This window comes from Paenibacillus sp. V4I3 (assembly GCF_030817215.1).
Taxonomy (GTDB): domain Bacteria; phylum Bacillota; class Bacilli; order Paenibacillales; family NBRC-103111; genus Paenibacillus_E.
This window is the reverse complement of sequence record NZ_JAUSZA010000001.1, coordinates 842295-868540: the sequence shown is the minus strand read 5'-3', so window position 1 is coordinate 868540 and position 26246 is coordinate 842295. Positions and strand designations below refer to the sequence as shown.

At 46.4% G+C, this 26246-nt stretch carries 21 protein-coding genes; 13 read left to right on the top strand and 8 right to left on the bottom strand.

Annotation, left to right across the window (positions count from 1 at the left end):
* The first annotated feature begins 3 nt into the window (after positions 1-3).
* From QFZ77_RS04145 to argH, 4 genes are all read left to right on the top strand, one after another.
* Positions 4-1200: an acetylornithine transaminase gene (locus QFZ77_RS04145; RefSeq protein WP_307436496.1), complete on the top strand. Its 1197-nt coding sequence runs from the start codon at positions 4-6 to the stop codon at positions 1198-1200.
* A 30-nt stretch (positions 1201-1230) separates the two neighbouring features.
* Positions 1231-2190 carry an ornithine carbamoyltransferase gene (argF, locus tag QFZ77_RS04140; RefSeq protein ID WP_307436493.1) on the top strand — a complete coding sequence of 320 codons (960 nt, stop codon included), beginning with the start codon at positions 1231-1233 and terminating at the stop codon, positions 2188-2190.
* A gap of 39 nt (positions 2191-2229) precedes the next feature.
* Positions 2230-3468, top strand: a complete 1239-nt coding sequence (locus QFZ77_RS04135) for an argininosuccinate synthase (RefSeq protein ID WP_307436491.1) — start codon at positions 2230-2232, stop codon at positions 3466-3468.
* A gap of 149 nt (positions 3469-3617) precedes the next feature.
* Positions 3618-5033 carry an argininosuccinate lyase gene (gene argH, locus QFZ77_RS04130; RefSeq protein WP_307436488.1) on the top strand — a complete coding sequence of 472 codons (1416 nt, stop codon included), beginning with the start codon at positions 3618-3620 and terminating at the stop codon, positions 5031-5033.
* Positions 5034-5089: 56 nt separating this feature from the next.
* Here argH and QFZ77_RS04125 read toward each other — a convergent pair whose 3' ends face one another.
* The 3 genes from QFZ77_RS04125 to QFZ77_RS04115 form a co-directional block, all read right to left on the bottom strand.
* On the bottom strand, positions 5090-5977 hold the full coding sequence (locus tag QFZ77_RS04125) for a DUF4097 family beta strand repeat-containing protein (RefSeq protein ID WP_307436486.1): 888 nt from the start codon (positions 5975-5977) through the stop codon (positions 5090-5092).
* Between the two features lie 3 nt (positions 5978-5980).
* Positions 5981-6691, bottom strand: coding sequence for an HAAS signaling domain-containing protein (locus QFZ77_RS04120; protein ID WP_307436482.1), 711 nt, complete (start codon positions 6689-6691; stop codon positions 5981-5983).
* A 118-nt stretch (positions 6692-6809) separates the two neighbouring features.
* A complete protein-coding gene (locus QFZ77_RS04115) occupies positions 6810-8252 on the bottom strand; it encodes a VanW family protein (RefSeq protein ID WP_307436475.1) in 1443 nt (480 codons plus the stop codon).
* Between the two features lie 355 nt (positions 8253-8607).
* Here QFZ77_RS04115 and ftsE point away from each other — a divergent pair, with 355 nt between their 5' ends.
* The 5 genes from ftsE (at position 8608) to QFZ77_RS04090 (ending at position 14632) form a co-directional block, all read left to right on the top strand.
* Complete coding sequence (gene ftsE / locus QFZ77_RS04110; RefSeq protein WP_047682153.1) at positions 8608-9294, top strand: cell division ATP-binding protein FtsE; 687 nt, start codon at positions 8608-8610, stop codon at positions 9292-9294.
* The gene (gene ftsX / locus QFZ77_RS04105; RefSeq protein ID WP_307436470.1) at positions 9284-10201 is read left to right on the top strand and encodes a permease-like cell division protein FtsX; all 918 of its coding nucleotides are present in this window, start codon (positions 9284-9286) and stop codon (positions 10199-10201) included. The genes ftsE and ftsX overlap by 11 nt, the downstream gene beginning before the upstream one ends.
* A 278-nt stretch (positions 10202-10479) precedes the next feature.
* A complete protein-coding gene (locus QFZ77_RS04100; RefSeq protein ID WP_307436467.1) occupies positions 10480-11670 on the top strand; it encodes a murein hydrolase activator EnvC family protein in 1191 nt (396 codons plus the stop codon).
* Between the two features lie 91 nt (positions 11671-11761).
* On the top strand, positions 11762-13225 hold the full coding sequence (locus QFZ77_RS04095; RefSeq protein ID WP_307449233.1) for a S41 family peptidase: 1464 nt from the start codon (positions 11762-11764) through the stop codon (positions 13223-13225).
* A gap of 123 nt (positions 13226-13348) precedes the next feature.
* Positions 13349-14632, top strand: a complete 1284-nt coding sequence (locus QFZ77_RS04090) for a PDZ domain-containing protein (RefSeq protein WP_307436464.1) — start codon at positions 13349-13351, stop codon at positions 14630-14632.
* Positions 14633-14679: 47 nt separating this feature from the next.
* On the opposite strand, the gene QFZ77_RS04085 is transcribed toward QFZ77_RS04090, so the two are convergent.
* Both QFZ77_RS04085 and QFZ77_RS04080 read right to left on the bottom strand, forming a co-directional pair.
* The gene (locus QFZ77_RS04085; protein ID WP_307436461.1) at positions 14680-15495 is read right to left on the bottom strand and encodes a flagellar motor protein MotB; all 816 of its coding nucleotides are present in this window, start codon (positions 15493-15495) and stop codon (positions 14680-14682) included.
* A complete protein-coding gene (locus QFZ77_RS04080; RefSeq protein ID WP_307436458.1) occupies positions 15479-16273 on the bottom strand; it encodes a flagellar motor protein in 795 nt (264 codons plus the stop codon). Before QFZ77_RS04080 ends, QFZ77_RS04085 begins: the two co-directional genes overlap by 17 nt.
* Positions 16274-16595: 322 nt before the next feature.
* Between QFZ77_RS04080 and uvrB the strand changes: the two genes are divergently transcribed.
* The 4 genes from uvrB (at position 16596) to QFZ77_RS04060 (ending at position 22504) form a co-directional block, all read left to right on the top strand.
* Complete coding sequence (gene uvrB, locus QFZ77_RS04075; RefSeq protein WP_307436455.1) at positions 16596-18593, top strand: excinuclease ABC subunit UvrB; 1998 nt, start codon at positions 16596-16598, stop codon at positions 18591-18593.
* A 37-nt stretch (positions 18594-18630) separates the two neighbouring features.
* Complete coding sequence (gene uvrA / locus QFZ77_RS04070; RefSeq protein ID WP_307436452.1) at positions 18631-21513, top strand: excinuclease ABC subunit UvrA; 2883 nt, start codon at positions 18631-18633, stop codon at positions 21511-21513.
* A 251-nt stretch (positions 21514-21764) separates the two neighbouring features.
* The gene (locus QFZ77_RS04065; protein WP_307436449.1) at positions 21765-21923 is read left to right on the top strand and encodes a hypothetical protein; all 159 of its coding nucleotides are present in this window, start codon (positions 21765-21767) and stop codon (positions 21921-21923) included.
* Between the two features lie 380 nt (positions 21924-22303).
* Positions 22304-22504: a DUF2759 family protein gene (locus QFZ77_RS04060; protein WP_307436445.1), complete on the top strand. Its 201-nt coding sequence runs from the start codon at positions 22304-22306 to the stop codon at positions 22502-22504.
* Positions 22505-22594: 90 nt separating this feature from the next.
* Here the strand turns inward: QFZ77_RS04060 and QFZ77_RS04055 are convergent, their stop codons facing one another.
* The 3 genes from QFZ77_RS04055 to QFZ77_RS04045 all read right to left on the bottom strand — a co-directional run bounded on the left by QFZ77_RS04055 (position 22595) and on the right by QFZ77_RS04045 (position 25820).
* Complete coding sequence (locus tag QFZ77_RS04055; protein ID WP_307436442.1) at positions 22595-23563, bottom strand: sugar phosphate isomerase/epimerase family protein; 969 nt, start codon at positions 23561-23563, stop codon at positions 22595-22597.
* A gap of 48 nt (positions 23564-23611) precedes the next feature.
* Positions 23612-24766 (bottom strand): MBOAT family O-acyltransferase, encoded by a 1155-nt coding sequence (locus QFZ77_RS04050; protein ID WP_307436439.1) that lies wholly within the window; start codon positions 24764-24766, stop codon positions 23612-23614.
* A gap of 142 nt (positions 24767-24908) precedes the next feature.
* Positions 24909-25820, bottom strand: a complete 912-nt coding sequence (locus tag QFZ77_RS04045) for a hypothetical protein (RefSeq protein WP_307436437.1) — start codon at positions 25818-25820, stop codon at positions 24909-24911.
* Between the last annotated feature and the right edge of the window lie 426 nt (positions 25821-26246).

Genomic DNA, 26246 nt, shown 5'->3' with positions numbered 1-26246 from the left:
TACATGACTGAAACAGGTAAAAGCTCGCTATTTCCAACCTACGCAAGATATCCAATCACGCTAGTGAAGGGGGAAGGCAGCCGTCTATGGGATGATACAGGTAAGGAATACATCGATTTGATGAGCGGGATCGCGGTAACGAACCTCGGGCACGCGCCTCAAGCGGTGAAGGAGAAGTTGATTGAACAGCTCGATCAATTATGGCATGTGAGCAATCTTTTCCATATTCCGAATCAGGAGAAGCTGGCTACTCTACTCACAGATAATAGCTGTGCAGACGCGGTATTCTTCTGTTCCACTGGTGCGGAAGCGAATGAGGCTGCGATTAAGCTGGCACGTCGCTATAACCAAAAGGTTTTGAACAATGGTCGGTACGAGATTATCACGTTCAACATGTCGTTCCACGGACGCACGCTGGCGACATTGACCGCTACAGGGCAGGATAAAGTGAAGGAAGGCTTCCATCCGCTTCCTGGCGGCTTCGTCTATGCGCCTTATAACGATTTCGAGGCTGTTCGCAGTCTTGTCAATGAGCATACATGTGCCATCATGCTGGAGATGGTGCAAGGAGAAGGCGGCGTACTGCCGGCTGATCCGGAGTTCGTGAAACAAATTGCAGAGCTGTGCAAGCAAGAGAATCTGCTTTTGATCGTGGATGAAATCCAGACGGGCGTGGGACGTACAGGTAAGCTTTTTGCCTATGAGCATTATGGGGTGGAGCCGGATATCTTCACGTTGGCCAAAGGCCTTGGTGGAGGGTTTCCGATCGGTGCTATGTTAGGCAAGGCGTTCTTGGCTGAAGCATTCAGCGCTGGAAGCCACGGGTCAACCTTTGGTGGAACGCCGATAGCTACGGCTGCAGGATATGCGGCTGTGGACACGATTGTCACGAATAAACTGCCAGAGCGCGCTGCGCAATTAGGCGAATACACAGTGAAGAAGCTGGAGAGCAAGCTTGCAGGCAATCCGCTTATCAGCAATATTCGCGGCATTGGTCTCCTCATCGGGATCGAATGTACACAACCAGCAGGTGAAATCATTAGTGAAATTCATAAGCAAGGTGTACTCGTAATTCCGGCAGGGCCGAACGTTATTCGTCTTGTACCTGCTTTGACCATACCGCAAGAAGATTTAGATCAAGCCCTAGATGTGGTGTGCAGTGTCCTCTCCCAGAAGGCATCAACCATCAGCAGCGTCTAGTAAAAGTTCCGTTTAGAGAGGTTGGATAACATGAATATGGCTGTAAAGGAAGAACTGGCTGCCCAGTTGAAGGGCAAGGATTTTCTTGCTTTAGTTGATTATACATCAGAAGAAATTGAATATTTGATTCACTATGCGATTGAGCTTAAACGTAAACAAAAAGCTAGAGAGCCGCATGCTGTGTTGGCTGGTAAGACGCTTGGAATGATTTTTGAGAAATCCTCGACGCGTACGCGTGTTTCCTTTGAAGTAGGAATGTACCAACTAGGGGGTCAGGCTCTTTTCCTCAGCAAAAATGATTTGCAGCTTGGACGCGGTGAAACCGTTTGGGATACTGCGCAAACACTGTCCCGTTACCTGGATGGCATCATGATTCGCACGTACGAACACCGCAAAGTGATTGACCTTGCACGTGGATCAACGGTACCGGTCATTAATGGATTGACGGATTATGCCCACCCTTGTCAGGTTATGGCTGATTATCAGACGGTTTTGGAGAAAAAAGGCCGTTTGAAAGGTCTCAAAGTCGCCTACATCGGAGATGGCAACAATATGGTGCATTCCCTCATGATGGGTGCAAGTAAATTAGGGATGAATTTCGCGATTGCATCGCCGGAAGGCTACGATCCCGACAAAGAAGTCATTCAGATTTCTAAAGAGAACGCAGCGCAGACCGGAGGCAGTGTTCTCCTTACTCGCGATCCACGCGAAGCGATTGAAAATGCGGACGTCGTCTATACAGATGTTTGGGCCAGCATGGGCTTTGAGGCGGAGCAGCAGGAGCGGGAGATTGCTTTTAAGAACTTCCAAATCAACGAGGCGCTTGTGAAGCATGCCAAATCAGATTACTTGTTCATGCACTGCTTGCCTGCACACCGCGGGGAAGAAGTGAGCGAGGGCGTTATTGACGGCCCGAATTCCATTATTTTTGACCAAGCAGAGAATCGTCTTCATGCGCAAAAGGCTATTATGGCCGCGACAATGATATAATAATTCGTAGCAGACATAGAAACGGAGAGATTAGTAGACATGGCTAAGGAAAAAATCGTTCTCGCCTATTCCGGCGGATTGGATACATCGGTTATCCTCAAATGGCTTAAGGAGACTTACGACGCGGAAATTATTGCTTTCACAGCGGATATCGGGCAAAAGGATGAGCTGGACGGTCTGGAGGAAAAAGCGCTCCAAACCGGCGCATCCAAGATCTACATCGACGACCTGCGCGAAGAGTTCGCGAAGGATTTCATCAACCCGATGTTCCAAGCGGGTGCTCTGTATGAAGGGCAATACCTGCTCGGCACTTCGATCGCTCGTCCGTTGATCGCGAAGCGCATGGTCGAAATCGCTCGCGCTGAAGGCGCAACGGCGATTGCTCACGGAGCAACCGGCAAAGGGAATGACCAAGTGCGCTTTGAGCTGACAGCAGCGGCGTTGGCGCCTGAGCTGTCCGTGATCGCGCCTTGGCGTCTTGAGCAGTTCCGCGAGGAGTTCCCTGGTCGCGCAGAGATGATCGCATATGCCGAGAAACACGGCATTCCGGTTACTGCATCGGCGGCGAAGCCGTATTCGACGGATCGTAACTTGCTGCACATCTCTTTCGAGAGCGGCATGCTGGAAGATCCTTGGTTCGATGCTGCATCTGACGAGAACAAAGGCATGTACGTCCTGAGCGTAGCTCCAGAAGATGCACCGGATCAAGCAGAGTACATCGAGCTTGAGTTCGACAAAGGTGACTGCGTAGCCATCAATGGCAAGAAGTTGTCCCCTCTGCAAGTCATGGAAACCTTGAATGAAATTGGCGGCAAGCACGGTATTGGCCGTGTCGATATGGTCGAGAACCGTTTCGTCGGCATGAAGAGCCGCGGCGTGTATGAGACTCCGGGCGGTACGATTCTTTTCACAGCTCACCGCAAAATGGAATCCCTCACGATGGACCGCGATGTCATGCACCTTCGTGATTCCCTCATTACGAAATATGCGACATTAGTCTACAACGGCTTCTGGTTCGCACCTGAGCGTTTGGCGATTCAAGCGCTTGTGGGAGAAAGCCAAAAGAACGTAACAGGTACAGTGCGCTTGAAATTGTACAAAGGCAACGTCATGGGCGCTGGTGTGAAAAGTCCAGTATCCTTATACAATCCGGAGATTGCTACAATGGAAGCAGATCCGACGAAAGCATACGACCAAGGCGATGCAACAGGATTCATCCGCTTGAACGCACTTCGTCTGAAAGTATCTTCTGGCGTAGAACAAAACGCAAAGAAGTAATTATATAGCAGCACGGTCCGCTGGCTTTCCCTTCGTGGAAAGCCTTTGGGTTGTCAATAAGGCTGTCCATAAGTCTGTCCAGCAGAGAGACTTTGAGCGCCGCTCAAAGATCCCTATATTAGGTGTTAATACGAGAGGAGCCATGCACGGTGTCTAAGCTTTGGGGTGGACGATTTACGAAGAAAACCGACCAATTGGTCGAAGAATATACCGCATCGATTACATTTGATAAAGAGCTTGCGGAGGAAGATATCGAAGGCAGCCTAGCGCATGTGACGATGCTTGGCAAGTGCGGCATTCTTCCTGCGGATGATGTCGAGAAAATCAAGGATGGATTGTTGGCTGTTCAAGGTATGATTCGCCGTGGCGAGCTGGAGTACACGATTCAGAATGAAGATATTCATATGAATATCGAGAAAACCTTGATCGACTTGATCGGCCCTGTCGGCGGCAAGCTTCATACTGGCCGCAGCCGTAACGATCAAGTAGCAACGGACATGCACCTTTACCTGCGCAAGCGGGTGGTTGAGTTCGTAGGCCTGCTAATCAAGCTGCAAGAGGCTTTGCTTGAGAAAGCGAAGGATAATCTGGATACGATTATCCCGGGATATACGCATCTGCAGCGTGCGCAGCCGATTCTGTTCGCGCATCACATGATGGCCTACGTCAGCATGTTCCAGCGTGACCTTGAGCGCTTGCAGGACAGCTACAAGCGCGTAGACATGCTGCCGCTCGGCGCTGGCGCGCTCGCCGGCACGACGTTCCCGATCGACCGCCATTTCGTGGCGGAGCAGCTCGGGTTCGGACGCGTGTACGAGAACTCCCTGGATGCGGTCAGCGACCGCGATTTCATCCTGGAGTTCCTCTCTAACGCGTCCATGATCATGATGCACCTTTCTCGCTTCAGCGAGGAAATGGTGCTCTGGTCTTCGACTGAGTTCGCGTTCATCGAACTCGATGATGCTTTCTGCACCGGCAGCTCGATCATGCCGCAGAAGAAGAACCCGGACGTGGCTGAGCTTGTCCGCGGCAAAACGGGCCGCGTCTATGGCAACTTGTTCGGTCTGATGACCGTGCTCAAGTCGCTGCCGCTGGCTTACAACAAGGACATGCAGGAAGATAAAGAAGGCATGTTCGATACAGTTCGTACACTTCAGGGCGCGCTTCAATTATTCGCTCCTATGGTCGCTACGATGAAAGTAAACACGGACCGCATGAGACAAGCTGTGAACCAAGATTTCTCGAACGCAACGGATATCGCCGATTACCTTGTGAACAAAGGATTGCCTTTCCGTCAGGCGCATGAAGTGATTGGCAAAACAGTTCTGTACTGCATCCAAAACAACAAATACCTACTCGATATGAGCATCGAAGAGTTCAAAACGTTCTCTACGCTTTTCGAGTCCGATATTTATCAGGTCCTACAGCCGGAGCAAGTGGTTAACGCGCGTAATGTCTACGGCGGAACGGCCAGCAATCAAGTGACAGAGGCGATTGCTCGCGCCGAGCAAGTACTGGCGCAGTCGAACGAGTGGTTGCAAGTATTTTTAGAAAAAAGCAAGTAAACGAATAGCAAAAAGCCTTCAAAACCACCAAATCTGATGGTCTTGAAGGCTTTTTCTCATCTGCCGGTAACCGAGATAAACCCTGTATCTGCTCGTACCGTCACTCTTTTGCTGCCATCACCGATGGTGCCCTTAGCGGAATGATGATCGGTCCGTTGTACATTTAAACCAGGTACTTCCAGATTGACACTGCCCGTGTCGGTTCTCAGATCGAAACTTGCGCTTTTTGGGGCAGGATCGAGCTGAAGACGAATCGTGCCTGTGTCGGATTCAAGCGATACGGAATCTCCGATATCATGCAGTTTAGCCGTGATGCCGCCTGTGTCTGTTTTCATCTTTACATCGCCTTGCCCGTCCTCTACGTTGATACGACCCGTATCTGTTTGAAGGTTTAGCTGCTTCCCTTCATAACGCTCAATGGAAATACCGCCTGTGTCGGTGCTGACTGTAAGCTTGTCGGCTTTTACTTCCTTGAAGTTGATGCCCCCTGTATCCGAAGAAACCGTGATAGCTTTGTACATTTTTTCTGGAAGTGTTACTTCTGTACGTAATCGGAAACTTTGGTTATTGATCAAGGCTTTCAATTCAGTCAAATCGAAACTGAAATTAATTTGTGGTTTCTTCTGCGTACATACGTCAACTCGCCATACATTACTTCCTTCAGTTGCCGCCTCAATGGTGCAGTTTTTAGCAGTAAGCTCTCCAAGTGTTCCTACGAGATGCACTTTAATTTCGTCGGAATTACTAGGGATAAAGGTTACCCCGGAGATGTCATTTTGAATGATTAATGTATCAATATTGGCTGCTGGAATCTTCTTTTCGATATCAATATTCGTGATACCTGCATTCAAATCCAACGCTTTGAAAGAAACAGCTGCTCCAATAAGACCGACCCCAAGGCAGGCAAAGCCGAGCAGTAAGAAAAATTTGACTCCACGTTTCATAGCTTAAGCCCCCTTAATCAATTTGGCATTAAATTGGATGTACATCCAGCTGAGTTTGAAAAATACTTTGAACAACCATGAGCTTAGCGTCGTCAATATTATGCCCAAGCCGAAACAAGCAAGCATAGCGAATCCAATGAAACGCATATCGCTGCCGACCGTTCCCATATAGCTGCCGAGAATGCCGACAATTGGCGAGATGATGAGCGCGAAGCCCGAAACAAATAGCGCAATTAATGTTGCGAGAATACCGAACCAAGGACCAACGACGAATATAAGGTTAAAAAATCCAAGCATAATACTTACGATAATAGCCTTAATACTCGACTCCTGTTTAGCAGGATAGTATGGATTGGGATTCATATAAGGATTGGCGCCCTTTGGATGCGTGTAAGGTGGATAGGGTGTATAGGCTCCAGTTTCTGAAGTTTGTGTAGTCGTCGCTGTCGGTTCGGTTTTGGAAAAAGATTTCTCTACCCGATCGCCAAACGTGCCTTTCGAAGGCTCCTGCTCCTTACTAGGTGTCTCCTTCTGAGCGTCCCAGTTTGGAACTCGCGGATAGCCGAGAGACTGGGCTACATCATCCTCTTGCTTGCCGTTTTCAATTGCTTTCTGAAACAATTCTTCATAAACAGACAATATATTTTGGCGCTCCTTCTCGGGAAGTCCACGCAGTCGATAGTTTAATTCTTTGAAATAATCGATTTTGCTCATCGCCTAGCCTCCTTGTGTGCTATTTCATATTCCTATCATAATAGAAAAAAGTCATAATGACCTAGTAACTACAGTCACATGACCTTTCCTATTCGCAAAAGAGGCAGAAGCCTCTATATTACCGGTTAACCGGTCCTTTCACGCCATCTTCAAGGATGGGCTGCTCTGGCGTGGAGGGATTCATTTCGTCCGACTTGATGTCATCGCGGTTGGCGGCGATGATAGTAGGCACTGGAGAATACTGATCCTTGGAGATTAATTCTTTACTGACGATCGTACCATTTTCTCTTTTGATCCGATACGTCTCTACCTTGTAGCCAACCTTGCCAGTGCTGATAGGGCGTGTAACGCCAGGTTTCAGGCTGGGATTTTGCAAGTATTTAACCGGTGGTTGAATTGTTTCTACAATGTTGGAATTGATGTCATAGGTAATGGAAGGCGACATATGACCGAAAAGCTTCACAGTGACGGCTTGTTCTGTTGTTATGGTTCGTATCAACAGATAGGCATCTGTGTTATTTCGGAATTTGAAATTAATATAGCCGCTGGCGAAAGTTGCATCTTGGCCGAGTGTAACATAGCTAACAGGAAGTGAATGATTGCGCCGTTCAACAATGTCTAGACCACTCCGCAAGACGGCATTGTAAAGCGTTGTAGAAACTTGGCAAATGCCGCCCCCAATGCCTGGCACGAGCTTGCCGTTTAGGATGACTGGTGCTTCCTTATAGCCGAATTTGGCTTCGGTTTGTTCAATAATCTTGCTATAGTCAAACGTCTCTCCCGGCGCCATTAAATAATCCTGAATAGAAGCGGCTGTGGAGCGAATATTGTGAATTCTCCCTTCACCTGATGGGGGGAATGAGGTCGTAAATTCCGAGATTTTGCGATCGATGCCCTGACGCTTCAATGTTTCCATCGTTACCGCGGGGCCCTGCTCGTATAAAGGCAAGGACAGTGTGATAGGAGCGGCATTGTGAATATAGCCAATGGATGGGGCAATTTCTTTCAAGTGTTCAAGCAAATGGGCCGTATCAATTCTCAGCACTTTGCGTTCGGGCTCGAAAGCTAGTAAATCTTCATTGGTAACGATTCGTTTTGCGGCGACCGGCTGAAGGCTATAAAGGTCCTTCCAAGCTTCTTTTATAACGGTGTTTAGCTGAGCTTGATTGACAGTGACCTCGAGCGGTATATCCGCGTGACGTAGGGTCCAGCGAGCTTTTATACGCTCTATCGGAGAGACTCCAAATAGCTGCTCAAGTGAACGAGCTAGGGTTTCCTTTTGATACTGAACACCTAGTTGTCCAAGCGCAAGTTGTTTATTGGGAATATTCGAACGGGAAGATTGCAATTGAACGGGATAGGATGAGAGCAGCTGAAGGCGCTGTTCGTATTCTTGTTGAAATTTATCATAAGGCATTCCTCCAACCCGCCAGCCAGCAACCGTGAAATCTGCAGGGAATGTAGGCTGAGAACCATAGACATATAGAGCTATGCTAAACGCACTTAGCATGCCTACGACGATAGACGTATAGAAGATAACTTTTCTAATTTGGCGTGACATGTACAGCGGCTCCTTTACATACGAATGAGTTACGGGCCTGTACTATCTATATGTATCTTCCTTTCAACCAATTTATTACTAAATCCTTATTCGGCTTAAATGTGTACAAATAATGATATAATGACGGTAATCTACAGGAATTTCAAAGCTATTTTAGAAGGAATTTCAGCTTTTGTGTCGAATGGATAAAAGCTATCTATAACAGCAGAGAGACTTTGTGCTCAGTTCAAAGATCCCGCAGCAGAAAGACTTTGAGCAAGCTCAAAGATCCCACAGCAGAGAGACTTTGCTACGCAAAGATCCCACAGCAGAGAGACTTTGCTACGCAAAGATCCATATATTAGGATGTGATATTGTGATCGAAATGCAGGACGTATGGAAAACGTACTCCAACGGCACTCATGCATTGCGAGGAATTAATGTAAAAGTGGACAGCAACGAGTTCGTCTATGTTGTTGGACCTTCCGGCGCAGGTAAATCTACATTTATGAAGTTGATGTATAGAGAAGAAAGGCCGACCAAGGGGCAAATCTTCGTGAACGGTTTTAATTTGGAAAAGCTGAAACAGCGTAAGATTCCTTACGTGCGTCGTAATATTGGTGTTATTTTCCAGGATTATCGACTGCTTCCCAAGCTTAATATTTTTGAAAATGTGGCTTTCGCTATGGAAGTTATCGAGGCACCTAAGAAGCAGATTAAGAAACGCACAATGGAAGTGCTCGAGCTTGTTAAGTTGAAGGATAAAGCGAATTCGCTGCCCTCTCAGCTTTCTGGAGGCGAGCAGCAGCGGGTAGCGATTGCCCGGGCAATAATTAACAACCCAGCTGTCATTATCGCCGATGAACCGACAGGAAATCTCGACCCTGAGACCTCCTGGGGAATCATGAAATTGATGGAGGAAATTAACTTCCGGGGAACCACCATAGTCATGGCTACGCATAACAAGGAAATCGTAAATACGATGCGTAAACGAGTTATTGCGATTGAGCATGGACTCATTGCTCGTGACCAGGTACGGGGGGAATACGGCTATGAAGATTAGTACGGTTTCGCGTCATTTGCGAGAAGGTACGAAGAATGTCGTTCGGAATGGTTGGATGACGTTCGCGTCGATTAGTTCGATTGCTATTTCGTTATTTATTTTAGGCATTTTCGTCCTTATTACACTTAATGTGAATGATATTGCAGGTCAGATTGAGAAACAGGTTGAGATTAATGTGTATCTGGAGGTTAACACTTCACAGGGTCAAATTAATGCGCTCGAATCTCAAATTCAAGCTATTCATGAGGTAAAAACCATCAAGTTTGTTTCGAAAGAAGAGGGGCTTGTTTATTTAAGGCAAAAGCTTGGTGAGAGCGGTAAAGCTTTGTTAGATGGATTTGAAGGGGAAAATAACCCGTTAAACGATGCGTTCACCATCGAAGTCGATGACCCACACAATGTGGCAGTCGTTGCTGATCAAATCAGCGCGCTCAATATCGGCAAAGATCCAAAGCCTATCTACAAGGTGAATTATGGCAAAGGTACAGTTGAAGCCCTATTTAAGGTGACACAAATTGTTCGTTGGGTCGGTATTGGTATCGTTATTTTACTTTCATTTACCGCCGTGTTCCTGATCGCGAATACGATCAAAATTACGATTTTGGCCAGACGCAAAGAAATATCAATTATGAAACTGGTGGGTGCGACGAATTCCTTTATTCGTTGGCCGTTCTTTATAGAAGGTGCTCTACTCGGATTCATCGGCTCTGTTATCCCGACAGCTATTATTCTTGGTGGGTACTGGAAGCTGCTTAACACGAGTTCACTGAACTTGAATCTGCTTATGGTTGAATTAACACCTTTCGGGGAGATTGCTCCTACGATGACGGCTTTGTTGTTAGGTATTGGGATGGTAATAGGCATCTGGGGGTCCCTAATCTCCGTACGCAAATTCCTCAGGGTTTAAGGAGGCTTTTAAAGCCGACTTTGATAACGATGTATTACTGGAAGCTTACTCGGCATCGAATCTTGAACGAAAATGGGGTAGTCCGGTACTCATGTAGCTTGCTACACTCCGTTCCTCCTACTCCCATTTTCGTTCAACCTTCTCGGTTCTGAAAGCCGATTTAAAAGCTTTTATTTTTATTATTTCATTTTCAAAGATTCATAGATTAAGAATTTAAGAGATTCAAAGTATAAAAGATTCAAGAAGTGCCAGGTTTTGATGATGGGGAGGCTACGTGCTTGAAGAAGAAGATTCTACCTTTGGTGTTGACACTTGGGATTGCGGCTTCATTGGCGGTTCCTTATGCGGGGTATGCCGCTTCAACAACGGAAAAGATCGATCAGCAGTTGACTCAGCTCAAGAAAATGAAGGCGGTCGCGCAGCAGAAGGCGAATGACGCGCAGAATCAAATAACGAAGGTCCATACTGAGAAGGACCAGGCGACCAAGGATATGAACACACTTGTCAATCAGGTGAATGAAGCTAGTAAGAAGCTCACGAAACTGAATGAAGAAATCGACCAAGTATCGGATGCATTAGCAGATAACGCTAAACAATTGGATGAAGCGGAAGCGCGTGTGGAGACTCGTGATCAAATGCTGAAATCCCGAGTGCGTTTGATGTATATGAACGGTTTTGTTTCGTACATGGATGTGCTGCTTAGCGCGACCAGTTTTTCTGATTTCTTGAACCGTATTGAAGCTTTGAAATCTATTGTTAATCAAGATAAAGAGATACTAGTGTCAAATAAGAAAGATAAAGAAACGGTTGCCCAGAAAAAGGTAGATACAGAACAACAGCTTGAGAAGGTTAAAGCGCTGTACGCTGACGCCGACGCCCTCAGGGACGATCTGCAAGCGAAGGAGAAGGCCAAGGAAGTTAAGATTGCTTCTCTTACGAAGCAAGAGAAGGTGCTTGAGGATATTTCAGAAGAAAGCGATAAACAGATTACACAATTAGCGAAGCAAGAAGCGGACCTACAGGCGAAGAAGAGGGCAGCTAGTAAAGCGAAATCGCCTTTCACTTATTCCGGTGGGAAACTGGGTTACCCATTGGCCGTTCAAGCGCCACTTACATCCGATTTCACGAATAGAATCAATCCAGTTACAGGCAGATCAGAGAGCCATAAAGGGATTGATTTGGGAGCACCTAAAGGAACGGACATTCTTGCGGCTGAGAACGGCTCAGTTATCTATGCCTCATGGATGAACGGATACGGGAATTGCATCATCGTGGATCATGGGAATGGATTATGGACGTTGTATGGACATATTATGAATGATGGGCTCTACGTCAAAGTTGGCGATGTGGTGAAACGCGGACAGAAGATTGCCGGTGTTGGCTCGACAGGTCAATCGACAGGGAACCATTTGCATTTTGAAGTTAGGAAGAATGAAGTTCCAACCGATCCTAAACCGTTCTTACGATAAGGGAACTTGGTTATAAAACTGGAATAGCTTGTCATATACTACAAACAGGCGAACCCAAATGGGTTTTAGGAAAAAGGTGGTGAAACGCGCTTTGCAATTCAAAGGACGCACGGTCATAGTATTTGTTTTGTTAGCCATGTTTGCAAGCAGTATCGTTACATTGACGATTGTGGATTCATCCTTTTCTTGGGGGCGGAAAGAGCAGCCAGCGGGCAGTACCGCCGCATCCACTGCCACTTCATCCGGACTATCGAGTAAGGATTTGAGCAAAATCTCTACAACGTTTCAATTGATCGAGAGCAAGTATTTGAAGCAGCCGGATCATGATAAGCTGGTTAATGGCGCAATCAATGGCATGCTGGAATCTCTGGAAGACCCATTTACCGTTTATATGGATCAAAAGGAAGCGAAGCAGTTCGATGAGAGTATTACGTCCTCTTTTCAAGGCATAGGGGCAGAGGTTTCGATTGAGGAAGGTAAATTCGTTATCGTGTCTCCAATCAAGGGCTCTCCTGCTGAGAAAGCCGGTATTCAATCCAAAGACGTGATTGTCTCGGTCAACGGAGAGAAGTTGGACGGGCTTACGCTTAACCAAGCAGTCATGAAAATCCGCGGGCCTAAAGGCACGCAGGCGAAGCTGGATTTACTTCGTCAAGGTGCCGGTGATCCGGTGCAAGTCATCGTGGTCAGGGATAATATTGACGTTGAAACGGTTTATGGCGAAATGCTGCAGGACCAAATCGGGAAGATTGAGATTCGCCAATTCTCCTCGAATACAGCCGTCCGTTTCGCTGAAGAGCTGAAAAGCCTTGAAGCCAAAGGGATGAAAGGACTTGTTATCGACGTGCGTAATGACCCGGGCGGTCTGTTGAACGTAGTCGTAGACATCGTGAATCCTTTCGTCAAGAGCGGCAAACCGATCGTCCAGGTCGAGAATCGGGATGGGAAGCGGGAACCGACACCTTCAACGGGTTCTGGCAAGAATTATCCGGTAACGGTGCTAGTGAATAAGGGCAGTGCAAGTGCTTCGGAGATATTGGCAGGAGCCTTCCAAGAAGCGGTTGGCAGCAAGATTATTGGCGAAACTTCCTATGGGAAAGGAACCGTTCAGGTTACTTTTGAGAAGGAAATGGGCGACGGCAGCAATATTAAAATGACGGTGTACAAATGGTTAACGCCGAACGGAAACTGGATTCACAAAACGGGGATCCAACCTGACATTCCAGTTGAGCAGCCAGGGTATTTCAAAGCAGCTCCACTGTCTAAGAAAAGTGTGCTTAAACAGGACATGACAAGCGATGATGTGAAGAATCTACAACTCATGCTGACAGGTCTTGGTTTTAACCCGGAACGTTCGGACGGTTATTTCAATGATAAGACAGTTACAGCTGTTAAAGCATTCCAACGGACTAATGGTTTACCGATGACAGGCGAGGTAGACACGGAAACAGCGACTAAAATCGAAAAATCAATTTTGGCGCAAATTCGTGAGCCGAAGAACGATTTGCAGTTGAAGGCAGCAATTGGGCAAATCCAAAAGCAAATCGGGAAATAATAAGGGTCAGATATTGGAAATTCGTCAAGATGGGCAGGAGTTAAGCTCTAATAGTCGAATTAGTGTAGGAAGGTTGCTACGGCTGCCTTCCTATTTCTTTTTCATCAAGGAGCCCAGATTCGTATGGATGTATTGATTCAACTTTTGGACAGACTGCTGCAGGCTGTAGGGCAGTTGTTTGCGAATCCTTTTTACTATATAGGTATTCTATTTATCGTGCTGCATTATCGGAAGCAGATTCAGATGGAGCGTAAGCTGTTTCACACGCGCTTGCATTCTTTATTGAATGAGACGTGGCGAACCGTACTCTGGGGTTGGCTAGGCGGTATCAGTGCCTCCGTACTTATGCTCTTCGTAGGTGTTAATATTCAAGCGAGCACGGTCATTCTGTTATGGGTCCTATCGATTATTCTAGTGATGATGCGCGTTAGATTCTTGTGTTTGGCTTATGCGGTAGGTATTTTGGGAATCGCGCAAGTGATTCTTTCGTGGATACCGAATGCAGCCAGCCTCCAGGAGGCGGTTCCGGTTCTGGACATCGTAGTTGGCGCAGATATCCCTTCCTTGCTGGTCATTGTCGCTGTACTTCATCTTCTAGAAGGGACGCTGGTCGGCTTTCAAGGGGCACGCATGGCAACACCGCTGTTCCTCGAAGGGAGGCGTGGGCAAATTATCGGCGGGCAACAGCTGCAAGGCTTCTGGCCTGTTCCCATATTCTTGCTCGTTCCTATGACAGGGGGAAGTATAGAAGGTCTTCCATGGGAAACGCTGTTTGGTTCGAACCTCGCATCAGGATGGACATTTCTTGCCTTTCCGGCAATGATTGGCTTTACGGAGCTTACGATATCGAAGCTTCCCCGCAAACAAGCCCGTTTCAGTGCAAGCTTGCTCTACTTATATGGCATCATCCTATTAGTTACAGCGATTGCCGCTCATTTCTGGCCGCCGATTCTGCTTGTAGGAGCCGTATTAAGCATTGCTTTACATGAAGGACTGATTCGGTATAACCAATGGGTGGAAGATAAGCTGGTGCCGTTCTACGTTCACTCACAGCGTGGTCTTATGGTGTTGTCGGTAGTACCAAACAGTCCTGCCCACGAGCTAGGTATTCAAACGGGCGAACTCATTCATAAGGTCAACGGTCACAAAATCAAGACCAAAACCGATCTGCACGTTGCCATGGGGCTGAATTCCGCCTTCTGCAGGCTGGAGGTGCTGAATGAGCAGGATGAGGTGCGTTTCTTGCAGCGAGCGATTTACTCTGGCGATCATCATCAATTAGGAATTATTTTAGCTCCTGATCAGGATGCATTGTACTTCCTAGAGCCAAGACCCCTGCATCTGTTTTCCTATTTGCGAAGTAAACTGACCGGCTTGTTATCCAATGATTCAACGAAATCTATGTGATTAAAAAAAGACCCTATCCTCTCGTTTGAAAGAGGAAGGGTCTTTGCTTATTTAACCGTTGTTGTTGGAGAGAGCCCATCACGCAGTACAATGATTTCGACGCGGCGATTTTTGCTGCGGTTCTCATCGCTTGTGTTGGCCACTTTTGGCATCGTATCAGCATAAGCTGTAGCAATAAATTTATTGTTATCCAGTTTGGCCGTATCACTAAAATAGCGAAGCACCGAAAGGGAACGGGCGAATGATAATCCCCAGTTATCTTTGAATGGAGAGCCTGTAGCTAGCGGCAAGTTGTCGGTATGACCTTCGATGCTCACCTTGTTGTTCAGAGTTGGGATGAGAGAAGCAAGCTTCTGAAGAATTGGAAAGGAGGCCGCTTTCAGATCTGCTTTTCCTAGGTCGAATAGGAATAAGTCATTAAGAGTGATAGCCACACCGCGTTCTGTATCGCTAGCGGATACTTGTGCCTCCAGATTTTGATCCTTAATATAAGCTTGGACTTGTTTTAAAAGATCTTGAAGTTCCTTTTCGCGCTTCTCTTTTTCATTCTCTTCAGGCTTTGTTTTATCTTTCTCTTCCTTCTGATCATCTTGGCTCTGATTCTGGTTCTGCGGTGTCTGGGCATCGCCTTGCTTTGGGGTCATTTGACCGCTGACGCCAAAGCCTTTATCCAAAACCGAGTCGGCTTTCTGGAATTGCATGTTTAAGGCTTGAGCCAGAACGGAATACTTTTGAACATCGACTTTACTCATTGCATACATAATAATGAAGAAAACGAGCAGCAGGGTGATTAAATCAGCGTAAGTAATGAGCCATCTCTCATGATTGACATGTTCCTCGTGCTTCTTACCTCTCCGCGCCATTATCGTCATCCTCCTCTACGACTTTCTTCGTTGGTTTATCGTGGAGGAAGGAATTCAGTTTTTTCTTAATTAACTGTGGATTCTCACCGGCTTGAAGGGCAAGAATGCCTTCTAACATCAGTTCCATTTCGGAAACCATTTCTTTGCCGCGAACCTTAATTTTATTAGCGATCGGAAGATAGACCAAGTTGGCGCTCATAACACCGTATAAGGTAGCTGTGAAAGCGACGGCAATGGCAGGTCCGAGACTGGAGGGGTCGTCGAGATTACCGAGAACGTGTATGAGTCCCATGACGGTACCGATAATTCCCATGGTTGGTGCATATCCGCCTCCGGCTTCGAACACCTTTGACATATTGTTAACTTGGTGCTCAATAGCATCCATCTCCAGCTCTAGAATTTGTCTGGTCAGCTCGGGATCAGTTCCATCAACCACCATAAGCAAACCATCTTTAAGGAACGGATTTGTATGCTCCTGTGCGCGTTGCTCAAGGGCTAATACTCCTTCTCGACGAGCGATAGAAGCCATTTCCACAAGTTCATCAATCGTTGCTCCCGGATCTCTTTTTACTTCTTTGAAGGCAATGCCGAGAGCTTTAGGGATTTTGGCTAAAATAGAGAGCGGGAAGCTGATGGCTACTGCACCAAAGGTTCCGCCGAAAACGATCAGCATGGCACTCGGGATGATCAATGAACTAATATGACCGCCATCCCACATGTACCCGCCGACTAAACCTACAAGACCCAATACTAATCCTAAAACTGTTGTCAAATCCATGACTGTACCACTCCTAATTAGCATAAAAAGAATAGGAACCATAAAGCAACCAGATAAATTCGTTGGAGTCGCTCTCCACAAAATTTATACAGGCCGTAACAGATATTGCCGTTTGCATCCATGATTCAAAAATAGTATAATGGAAAAACCAGAACAAACATTCTTATGATGGATGAATTTAGAGAATCCTTCATATTTGTGCGAATAAGTTCCATAAACTTCTATATCGGAAATAGCATAAGGAAAGTTAATAGGATAAAAGTTCGATTTATTTCGATAAAATGTGGGTTTAAAAAGTTCGAATAAGTGTAGGTGATTATTGATGAGTGAACTGGTCATTAGCTCTAAGAAGTTTGAGCTTGTATCCGATTTTTCCCCGCAAGGCGATCAGCCTAAAGCGATTGAGGAAATTGTTCAAAGTATACAAGCAGGTAATAAGCATCAGACGCTCTTAGGTGCGACGGGAACGGGAAAAACGTTCACAGCGGCGCAAGTCATTGCCAAGTTGAACCGTCCTACCCTAATTATTGCGCATAACAAAACGTTAGCCGCACAGTTGTGCAGTGAATTTAAAGAATTTTTCCCTCATAATGCCGTCTCCTACTTCGTTAGTTACTATGATTACTACCAACCAGAAGCCTACATTGCCTCCTCTGACACTTACATCGAGAAAGATTCCAGCATCAATGAAGAGATTGATAAGCTTCGTCACTCAGCGACAAGCTCGTTATTTGAACGCCGTGACGTTATTGTCGTAGCGAGCGTGTCGTGTATTTACGGCTTGGGTTCGCCAATTGAATATGGCAATATGCTGCTTTCTTTACGTGTAGGTATGGAGAAATCGCGCAATGAGATTTTACACAAGCTCGTGGATATTCAATATCAGCGGAATGATTTGAATTTTGTGCGCGGGACTTTTCGCGTGCGCGGAGATGTCGTTGAGATTTTTCCAGCGTCGCATGGCGAACAAGCGGTGAGAGTTGAGTTGTTTGGTGACGAAATCGAACGGATTACGGAAATCAATGTGCTCACAGGCGAGATTATCGGCGAGCGCGATCATATCGCTATCTTCCCAGCGTCGCACTTTGTGACGCACGAAGATACGATGAAGCGTGCGCTCGTGAATATTGAGCGTGAGCTTGAGGATCGTCTTGCCGTGCTGAAGGAGCAAGGAAAACTGCTCGAAGCACAGAGGCTGGAACAACGGACGCGTTATGATATGGAAATGATGCAAGAGATGGGTTTCTGCAATGGGATTGAGAATTACTCAGGACCGCTGACTTTCCGTGAGCGGGGAGCTACGCCGTATACGCTTATGGACTATTTCCCAGAGGATATGCTTTTCATGGTCGATGAATCCCATGCGACTTTGCCGCAGATTCGCGCGATGTATAATGGAGACAAAGCAAGAAAAGAAGTACTAGTTGACCATGGTTTCCGTTTGCCGTCGGCGCTCGATAACCGTCCACTACGCTTTGAAGAGTTTGAGGAAAAAATCAGTCAAGTTTTATATATATCAGCTACACCTGGACCCTACGAGTTGGAACATTGCCCGGAAATGATACAACAAATTATACGTCCTACGGGGCTGTTGGATCCAATCATTGAAGTAAGACCTACTAAAGGACAAATCGATGATTTAATTGCCGAAATTCATGATCGAATTCGTAAAGATGAGCGTGTGCTCGTAACGACGTTAACGAAGAAAATGTCAGAAGATTTAACTGATTATTTTAAGGAAATTGGCATTAAAGTGCGCTATTTGCACTCGGATATCAAGACATTTGAACGTATGCAGATTCTACGAGATTTGCGGTTAGGTGTTTTCCATGTTCTTGTAGGGATTAACCTCCTTAGGGAAGGGCTTGATTTACCTGAGGTTTCGCTGGTCGCTATTCTAGATGCGGACAAAGAAGGCTTCCTACGCTCAGAACGATCGCTGATTCAAACCATCGGTCGTGCAGCGAGAAATTCAGATGGTCGTGTGATAATGTATGGAGATAAAATAACAGATTCCATGCAGAAAGCGATTTATGAGACGAGTCGCCGTCGAAGTATTCAAGAAGCGCATAATGAGAAGCTGGGGATCACACCGCAAACGATTGCCAAGAAAATCCGCGATGTCATTGAAGCTACGAAGGTGGCTGAACAGAAAGCGGATTATCTGGCCGATGTGAAGGGTGCGAAGATGTCGAAGAAGGATCGCGCATCGCTGATCGAGCGTTTGGAAGGCGAGATGAAAGAGGCTGCGAAGAACCTACAGTTCGAACGAGCCGCGCAGCTGCGTGATGCTATTATGGAAATGAAAGCTGACGCCTAGAAGAGGCTTCAGCTTCACATAGGAGAGGAAGGGTACTGTGTCTAGAGATCAAATCGTCATTAAAGGAGCTAGAGCTCATAATCTGAAAAATATCGATGTCACGATTCCACGTGATAAGTTTGTTGTTCTCACAGGCTTAAGTGGATCAGGGAAATCGTCGCTTGCCTTTGATACGATTTATGCGGAGGGGCAGCGCAGATACGTTGAATCTCTATCTGCCTATGCCAGACAATTTCTAGGGCAAATGGATAAGCCGGATGTAGATTCGATTGAAGGTCTATCGCCGGCTATTTCCATTGATCAGAAGACAACAAGCCGTAATCCGCGTTCCACGGTTGGGACCGTAACGGAGATTTACGACTATTTACGCTTGCTATATGCTCGAATTGGACGTCCGCATTGTCCGACCCATGGTATTGAGATTACATCGCAAACCGTGGAACAAATGGTGGATCGCATTATGGAGTATCCGGAACGAACGAAGCTCCAGATTCTAGCTCCCCTTATTTCAGGACGCAAAGGCGAACATACAAAGCTGCTTGCTGATATTCAAAAGCAGGGATTCGTCAGGGTGCGTGTCAATGGTGAAACGGTCGATCTCGCTGAGAAGATTGAACTCGACAAAAATAAAAAGCACACGATCGAGGTCGTTGTTGACCGTATCGTGATCAAAGAGGATGTTCAAACTCGTCTTGCGGATTCCCTGGAGACAGCGCTCAAGTTGGCAAATGGTAGGGTAATCGTCGATATCATTGACAAAGAAGAGCTGCTCTTTAGCCAAAACTTAGCCTGTCCAGAGTGCGGCTTCAGCGTTGAAGAATTAGCGCCAAGAATGTTTTCGTTTAACAGTCCCTTCGGTGCTTGTCCCGATTGTGATGGACTAGGCAGTCAGATGATCGTTGATCCTGATCTACTTGTTCCTGATGCGAAGTTAACGATTGAAGAGGGAGCGTTCGAAGCTTGGGCCGGCAGCACTTCCAACTATTATCCGCAGTTTCTTGCGGCGGTTTGTGAACATTATTCCATTCCGCGCAATATACCTGTTTCTGAGATAAACAGTGATCAGATGAAGGTTATCCTTTATGGAACAGGCGGGGAGAAGATTCGCTTCCGATACGAGAATGATATGGGAGCGAGCAAGGAAGCGTTAGTTCCTTTCGAGGGAATCATTCGCAACTTAGAACGCAGATTCAAAGATACGTTCTCTGAGGGGATCAGGGAGCACATTCAGACGTATATGAGCACGAAGCCTTGTCCGAAGTGTAAAGGACAGCGTTTGAAGCCCGAAACGTTAGCTGTGACGATCAATGGCAAAAACATTGCTCATGCAACTTCCCTCTCGATTGGTGACGCTGAGGAATGGTTCAAAGGGTTGGACTTGAATGAACGGGAGCTAACGATTTCCAATTTGATTCTCAAGGAAATCAGATCTCGCCTAGGGTTCCTAGTCAACGTAGGTCTTGATTACTTAACGATGCATCGTGCTGCAGGTACGTTATCGGGTGGAGAAGCACAGCGGATACGCTTGGCTACTCAGATCGGTTCAAGTTTGATGGGTGTCCTATATATTTTGGATGAGCCCAGCATTGGACTGCATCAGAGAGATAATACGCGTCTGATTCAGACGCTCGAACATATGCGTGATCTCGGTAATACATTAATCGTCGTGGAACATGATGAAGACACGATGATGGCCGCGGATTACATTATCGATATCGGTCCTGGTGCCGGTATTCATGGCGGACAAGTCATTGCGCAAGGTACGCCTAAAGAGTTAATGAAAGACGATAATTCTCTTACAGGACAATACCTTAGCGGCAAACGTTTCATTCCTATTCCAGCAGCGCGACGCAAGCCGAATGGGAAATGGATCGAGATCAAAGGTGCCAAAGAAAATAATTTACGCAACGTATCAGCTAAAGTGCCACTCGGTGTATTCACCTGTGTAACAGGGGTATCCGGTTCAGGCAAAAGTACGTTGATTAATGAGATTTTGTTCAAAACCTTGTCGCGTGACTTAAACGGAGCTAAGGTGCGCCCTGGTGAGCACAAGGAAATTGTGGGCCTTGAACACATTGATAAAGTCATCGATATTGACCAATCACCGATTGGTCGTACGCCACGCTCGAATCCAGCGACGTATACCGGTGTTTTTGATGATATCCGTGATGTGTATGCGAATACGAACGAAGCTAAGGTTCGCGGTTACAAGAAAGGCCGCTTCAGCTTTAACGTGAAGGGCGGCCGTTGTGAGGCTTGTCGTGGAGACGGCATCATCAAGATCGAGATGCACTTCTTACCGGACGTGTACGTGCCTTGTGAAGTCTGTAAAGGCAAACGATACAACCGCGAGACCATGGAAGTGAAGTACAAAGGCAAGAGCATTTCTGAAGTGTTAGAGATGACGATTGAGGACGGCTGCGAGTTCTTCAAGAACTTGCCGCGTATTCATCGTAAGCTGACGACACTTCTGGATGTGGGGCTGGGCTACATGACCCTCGGCCAGCCAGCGACTACGCTGTCCGGCGGCGAAGCCCAGCGTGTGAAGCTCGCGGCTGAGCTGTACCGCCGCAGCACAGGCAAGACGATCTACATCCTGGATGAGCCCACTACGGGGCTCCACATCCACGATATCGATCGTCTGCTGAAGGTGCTTCACCGTCTCGTCGAGAACGGTGAAACCGTACTTGTCATCGAGCATAACCTCGATGTGATCAAGACGGCGGACCACGTCATCGATCTAGGCCCCGAGGGTGGTACCCGCGGTGGGCTGATCGTGGCTGCCGGTACGCCGGAGGATGTCGTGAAGGTGGCCGGGTCCTACACCGGCCAGTACTTGAAACCGATCCTTGAACGGGATCAGGAGCGCTCTGAGAACTACGCAAATCGACTTGAAGTGCTAGAAGAATCAGTCGGCTAATAAGTTACCGGAATAAGCTTGGCTCGCGATACAAGAGATCGTATCGCCAAGCTTATTTTGTTCTTTTGTCATAATTCCGACTAACATACCTTGAATTTTGTTAAGACTTAATTGAATGATACAAGCTTCGACAATTTAACCCTCTATCGCAATGAAGGAGAATAGACCTATAATTAGGTTATAAGTTGCATACGAAAATATCCCTCTTACTTATAAGCAGTTCTAATCTATCTACTTTATGGAGGCTTGTTATGAAACCGACGTTAGAGTTACAACAGATTGTTTCTGCTTTAGGTATTGATCCTTTTCGATTCTTAGCTTGGCAGGAGAAAGAATTAGCAGAAAAACTACAAAACGCATACATCGAGGAGTATAAAGAATTCGACCCCGGGTACGGACTAGTCGTTTAAGAAGTGCAACTCTATGAAACATAGAACCCGCAACGTCCCTTGATAGGGATTTCGGGTTTATTTTTTTTGTAGCTTGTGTATAAGTTAAGCATTGAATCACAGCATGCACAGAGTTATAAATATTCGAAGAGATGGACATTTTATACTTACGAGGCAGGTTTGAGAAATCGCGAAACATCAAGAAGAAATCAATAGTTTGATGTATGAGCTCCGATGAACCCATCCATTCACGGCGTTGTGATGTGGTCAAGCCCTGCAAAAGGTGACAAACTTGTTACACATCAGTGTAATCACTTGCATCTAGTGCCCAATCAAGCTAACATAGAATTAAAATAGCAGGACGTGTGCCTTGCACCGAGTTACTATAAGGAGGTTTCACCATGTTATTAGCGGAAGCAGCAGCAACAACAAGTACGTATACAAGCTTTGATATTTATGTTTTGATCTTCACGGTGGTCATCGCCATTGCTTTCATCAGAGAGCTGATCAACCCTAGAAGAAATTTGTTTGCCCTAGGATTTGCGGGGGTTTCCTTGCTCGTATTCGGCTTCATGGATGTCGTTATGATCAGAGGCTGGTAATTCCGAGCAAAACAAGATAAAAGCCCACAGGACCAAGATCGTAAGATCAACGGCGCCTGCGGGCTTTTTTGTTTTATTTAAAGCAAATGCTTATACCCACCACATTTCACCAAGAGGTTCCTTGATGAGCACTTGTTGGAGATTTTGCACCGCTTTGGAGAATCCTTCTTCAACGGACATCAAACCGTCTTCGTGCTCGATGCTCACGACATAGTCATAACCAACAAGGCGCAGAGCGCTAATGATGTCAGCCCAAACTTTCATATCGTGACCATAACCAACGGAACGGAACTGCCAAGCGCGGTCAAGCATGTTAGCATAGGATTGCATGTCTGTTACACCATAGCGGTTCACATTGTTAACATCAAGAGATGTATCTTTGGCGTGGAAATGGTGAATCGCTCCGGCACGGCCAAGAATTTGAACGGCTTGAACAGGGTCGATTCCTTGCCACCACATATGACTCGGGTCAAGATTCGCTCCGATCGCATCGCCTGCTGCTTCACGCAGACGAAGGAGAGTTGCTGGCGTATGTACGGAGAAACCACCGTGTAATTCCAGACCAATTTTAATATTACGGTCGGAAGCGTACTTACCTGTTTCTGTCCAGTAAGGAATAATTTTATTCCCCCACTGCCAGTCCAGAATTTCTTGGAAATCATTCGGCCAAGGCGCTACCGGCCAGTTCGGATACTTCGCATCCTCTTGGTCACCAGGACAGCCAGAGAACGTATTAATTACAGGTACCTCTAGGCGCTCAGCAAGATCAATCGTTTGTATGATAGCATCGTGAAACTCTTTAGCAATGTGTTTTTGCGGGTGCAGCGGGTTACCGTGGGCGCTAAGTGCGCTGATTGTCAAACCGCGGGATTCAACCGCATGTTTAAATGCTTTTAGTTTCCCTGCGTCTGCGAGAAGTTCGCTTGGGTTGCAATGCGCTGTACCGGGATAGCCCCCTGTACCGATTTCAACAGCATCTAAGCCTTTCGCAGCAATGTAATCCAACGCTTCCTCGAAAGGTTTTCCACCGAACAGAACCATAAAAACGCCTAACTTCATTAGGTACACCTCCATAAATGGTAAACAATCACACAAATTATACCACTATCATCCAGTAAAATGAAGCAAGCCTTTATAGATCCGAAGTACCGTCTCATAATTGGAGCTGTAAATAATAACCGAGAACGTAACCAACGCTTGTGTCACGAAACAACGGAAGTAGAAATAAGTTTTGGATACTTTCTTTTTATTAACGGTAGTGATTTTGAATATATTTTCGATGGCCAGAATGATCCCATGGTAGAGCCCGTAGAAGAAATAAAGCCATGTAAAGCCATGCCACAGACCAATCAAGACCATAATCAGAACGGACAAGCTGGAGGCTACCCAGCGGGATGGAGCAGTACGGGAGAAGAACATGAAGATATGATCACGGAAAAAATCGCCTAGCGTCGCGTGCCAATTTCGCCAAAACTGCGTCATGGAAGGCGAGAAGAGTGGACGCTTGAAGTTCTCAGGCATCGTATAGCCCATCAATCGCCCAAAGCCGATCGCCATATCGGAATAACCGGAGAAATCGAAGTAAATAAGTGCATAGAACCAGACCAATAGAAATAACGACTGATGGGTGTGCAGATCCTGCTTCAACACTTGATCGAAAACGCTGGTCATCCAGGTGACCACAACAATTTTCTTAAACAATCCTAAAATGATCCGTTTCACACTGTCTTCGAAGAGCGCAGCGTCTACGTTGTAAGGCTTTTTGCTGTCGGCCATGAAATCACGGAATTTTAAAATTGGCCCCGATGTAAAAGTTGGAATGAAAAGCAGGTAATTCGCGTAATCTATGGCTGGAACTTGACCTTCTTTACCGAAGAAATAAGCGAAATAGTAAGCATCGATTACTTTAAGCACGTTATAAATGAGGCCTAAATAGATGATAGCATCGAACAACGGATTGTGAAAAATGTCCATGACGAAAAGCCGGACACCGATAAACACACCGACAACATTAGCGGCAATCGCGAAAATAAAGGTCGCTTTACGCCATAACGTCGTTCGGCATAGATAGACAAAGCCAGCATAATTAATGACCGTAAAAACAGCATAGAAAATGAGCAGCTTCTGGCTGAACAGCAGCAGGAAGCAGAGGCTGAAAATAATCATCAGAATGCGTTTGTTATTAGCCCACTTGCGGGTGAGCATCAGAACGGCAACCATGCCAATCATAGCGATAATTGCGTTCATGTGCATATAAAACATAGCTATAGAACTCCTCGCTTCGAAAGCTTGATCAGTCTCATCTTAGACTTCTAGAAAATTTAGAAATATTAGAATTTCTCGTAGATAAACAAGCCCTTGCCAGTAAAATAGATGAAAACCAAATACAGCATCACGAGATAGATCAGGACTTCGATGGTTTTCCTAAGGATTTTAACCATGTGTCTACCTCCTTCGTAAATAGCGGCGCGCCCTCTTCGCGGTTCAAGTGGACAAGGTCATGGAAATAGCGTGGATCGTATTTGTGCAGCAAATCCAGCGTAGGCACATTCGCAGCTTGCAGCTGGCGGTTTGCCTCTTGCATCAAGGAGGCGACGTAAGGCGGATCCGCATAGTCTTTGTTCCACGGCATCCAAATCACTCGCAGAGGAAGTTGATGTTTATTCGCATACTGGATAACCCACTGCAGAGCATCCAAATTAGCCTGAAAATCCTTTAGTGTCATGGAACCAAAGCGTTTATCATAATCGGTCCATTTCGTCTTTAGGAAAGCATCGTCTTTGCGACCGGGGTAAAGCTCTTTATCAATCCAGCGGGGCTCGTAGGCAAGGCTGCCTTTGCGCAAATTACGAGCAAACTCTTCACCGGAGTCTCGAAAATAGTCGCGGTACGTGTAAACATAAGGCTGATACCAGGGTTTGAACCATTGGTAGGTTGGATCGGTTTCAAGTGAGTCCAGCATGGTGTGAACATCGATGCCAATCACAAGCTCATCCTTTACCTGGTAAAGGTTATTCGATAGGATGGCTTTCAGGTCGGTTAGCTTTCCATAGGATAGTCCCATCTCGACTAAATGAGCTTCGGATTTCTCTTCGATATACGCACCCGTAACGGACGAATTACCGAAGAAAACCGGACCCGATTGGGACCAGCCGTGGTGGTAGAGCGTTTTGGTAAAGTCGTTTTTGTAAAAACGGCGCGAGCTATCCATCGGGTTCCACCAGGAAATGAGCAGGTCGGAGACGACGAATGCCAGCAGCAGGCCGAGTACGAAGCTATTTTTTTTGAGAAATGCAGCTACTTTCAACGGTATCACTCATTATCTTTGTATAGGATGGACGCTTCAACGTCTGGTTTGCCATAGAGAACGCATGAAGCATAAGTTAGTTGGCCCACAGCTGACAAGGAACTGTAATCGTACAGCTAATGTCGGCGTATGGGCCATTGTGATGTTACTTTGATGTAAACGTGCAGGTGAATGGCGGATATGGCTGGGTTCTGAGGGGAGCCCAACGCACCCAGAACGAGCCCAATGTACCGAATGAGTTCAACGAGTATAAGACTCCGCGTATCCGACGAATCCAGCGAGCTCAACGCCCCCAACTGGGGGTGAAGTTGCATTTTGTGCAACAATACTTTCAATTCCTTCAGCATATTGGCTATATGTTGTATAAAATACAACAATTTAGAGAGATTTTCATCATATTAGTCGTTTTGGACTAGAATTGTTTACGAAATGCAA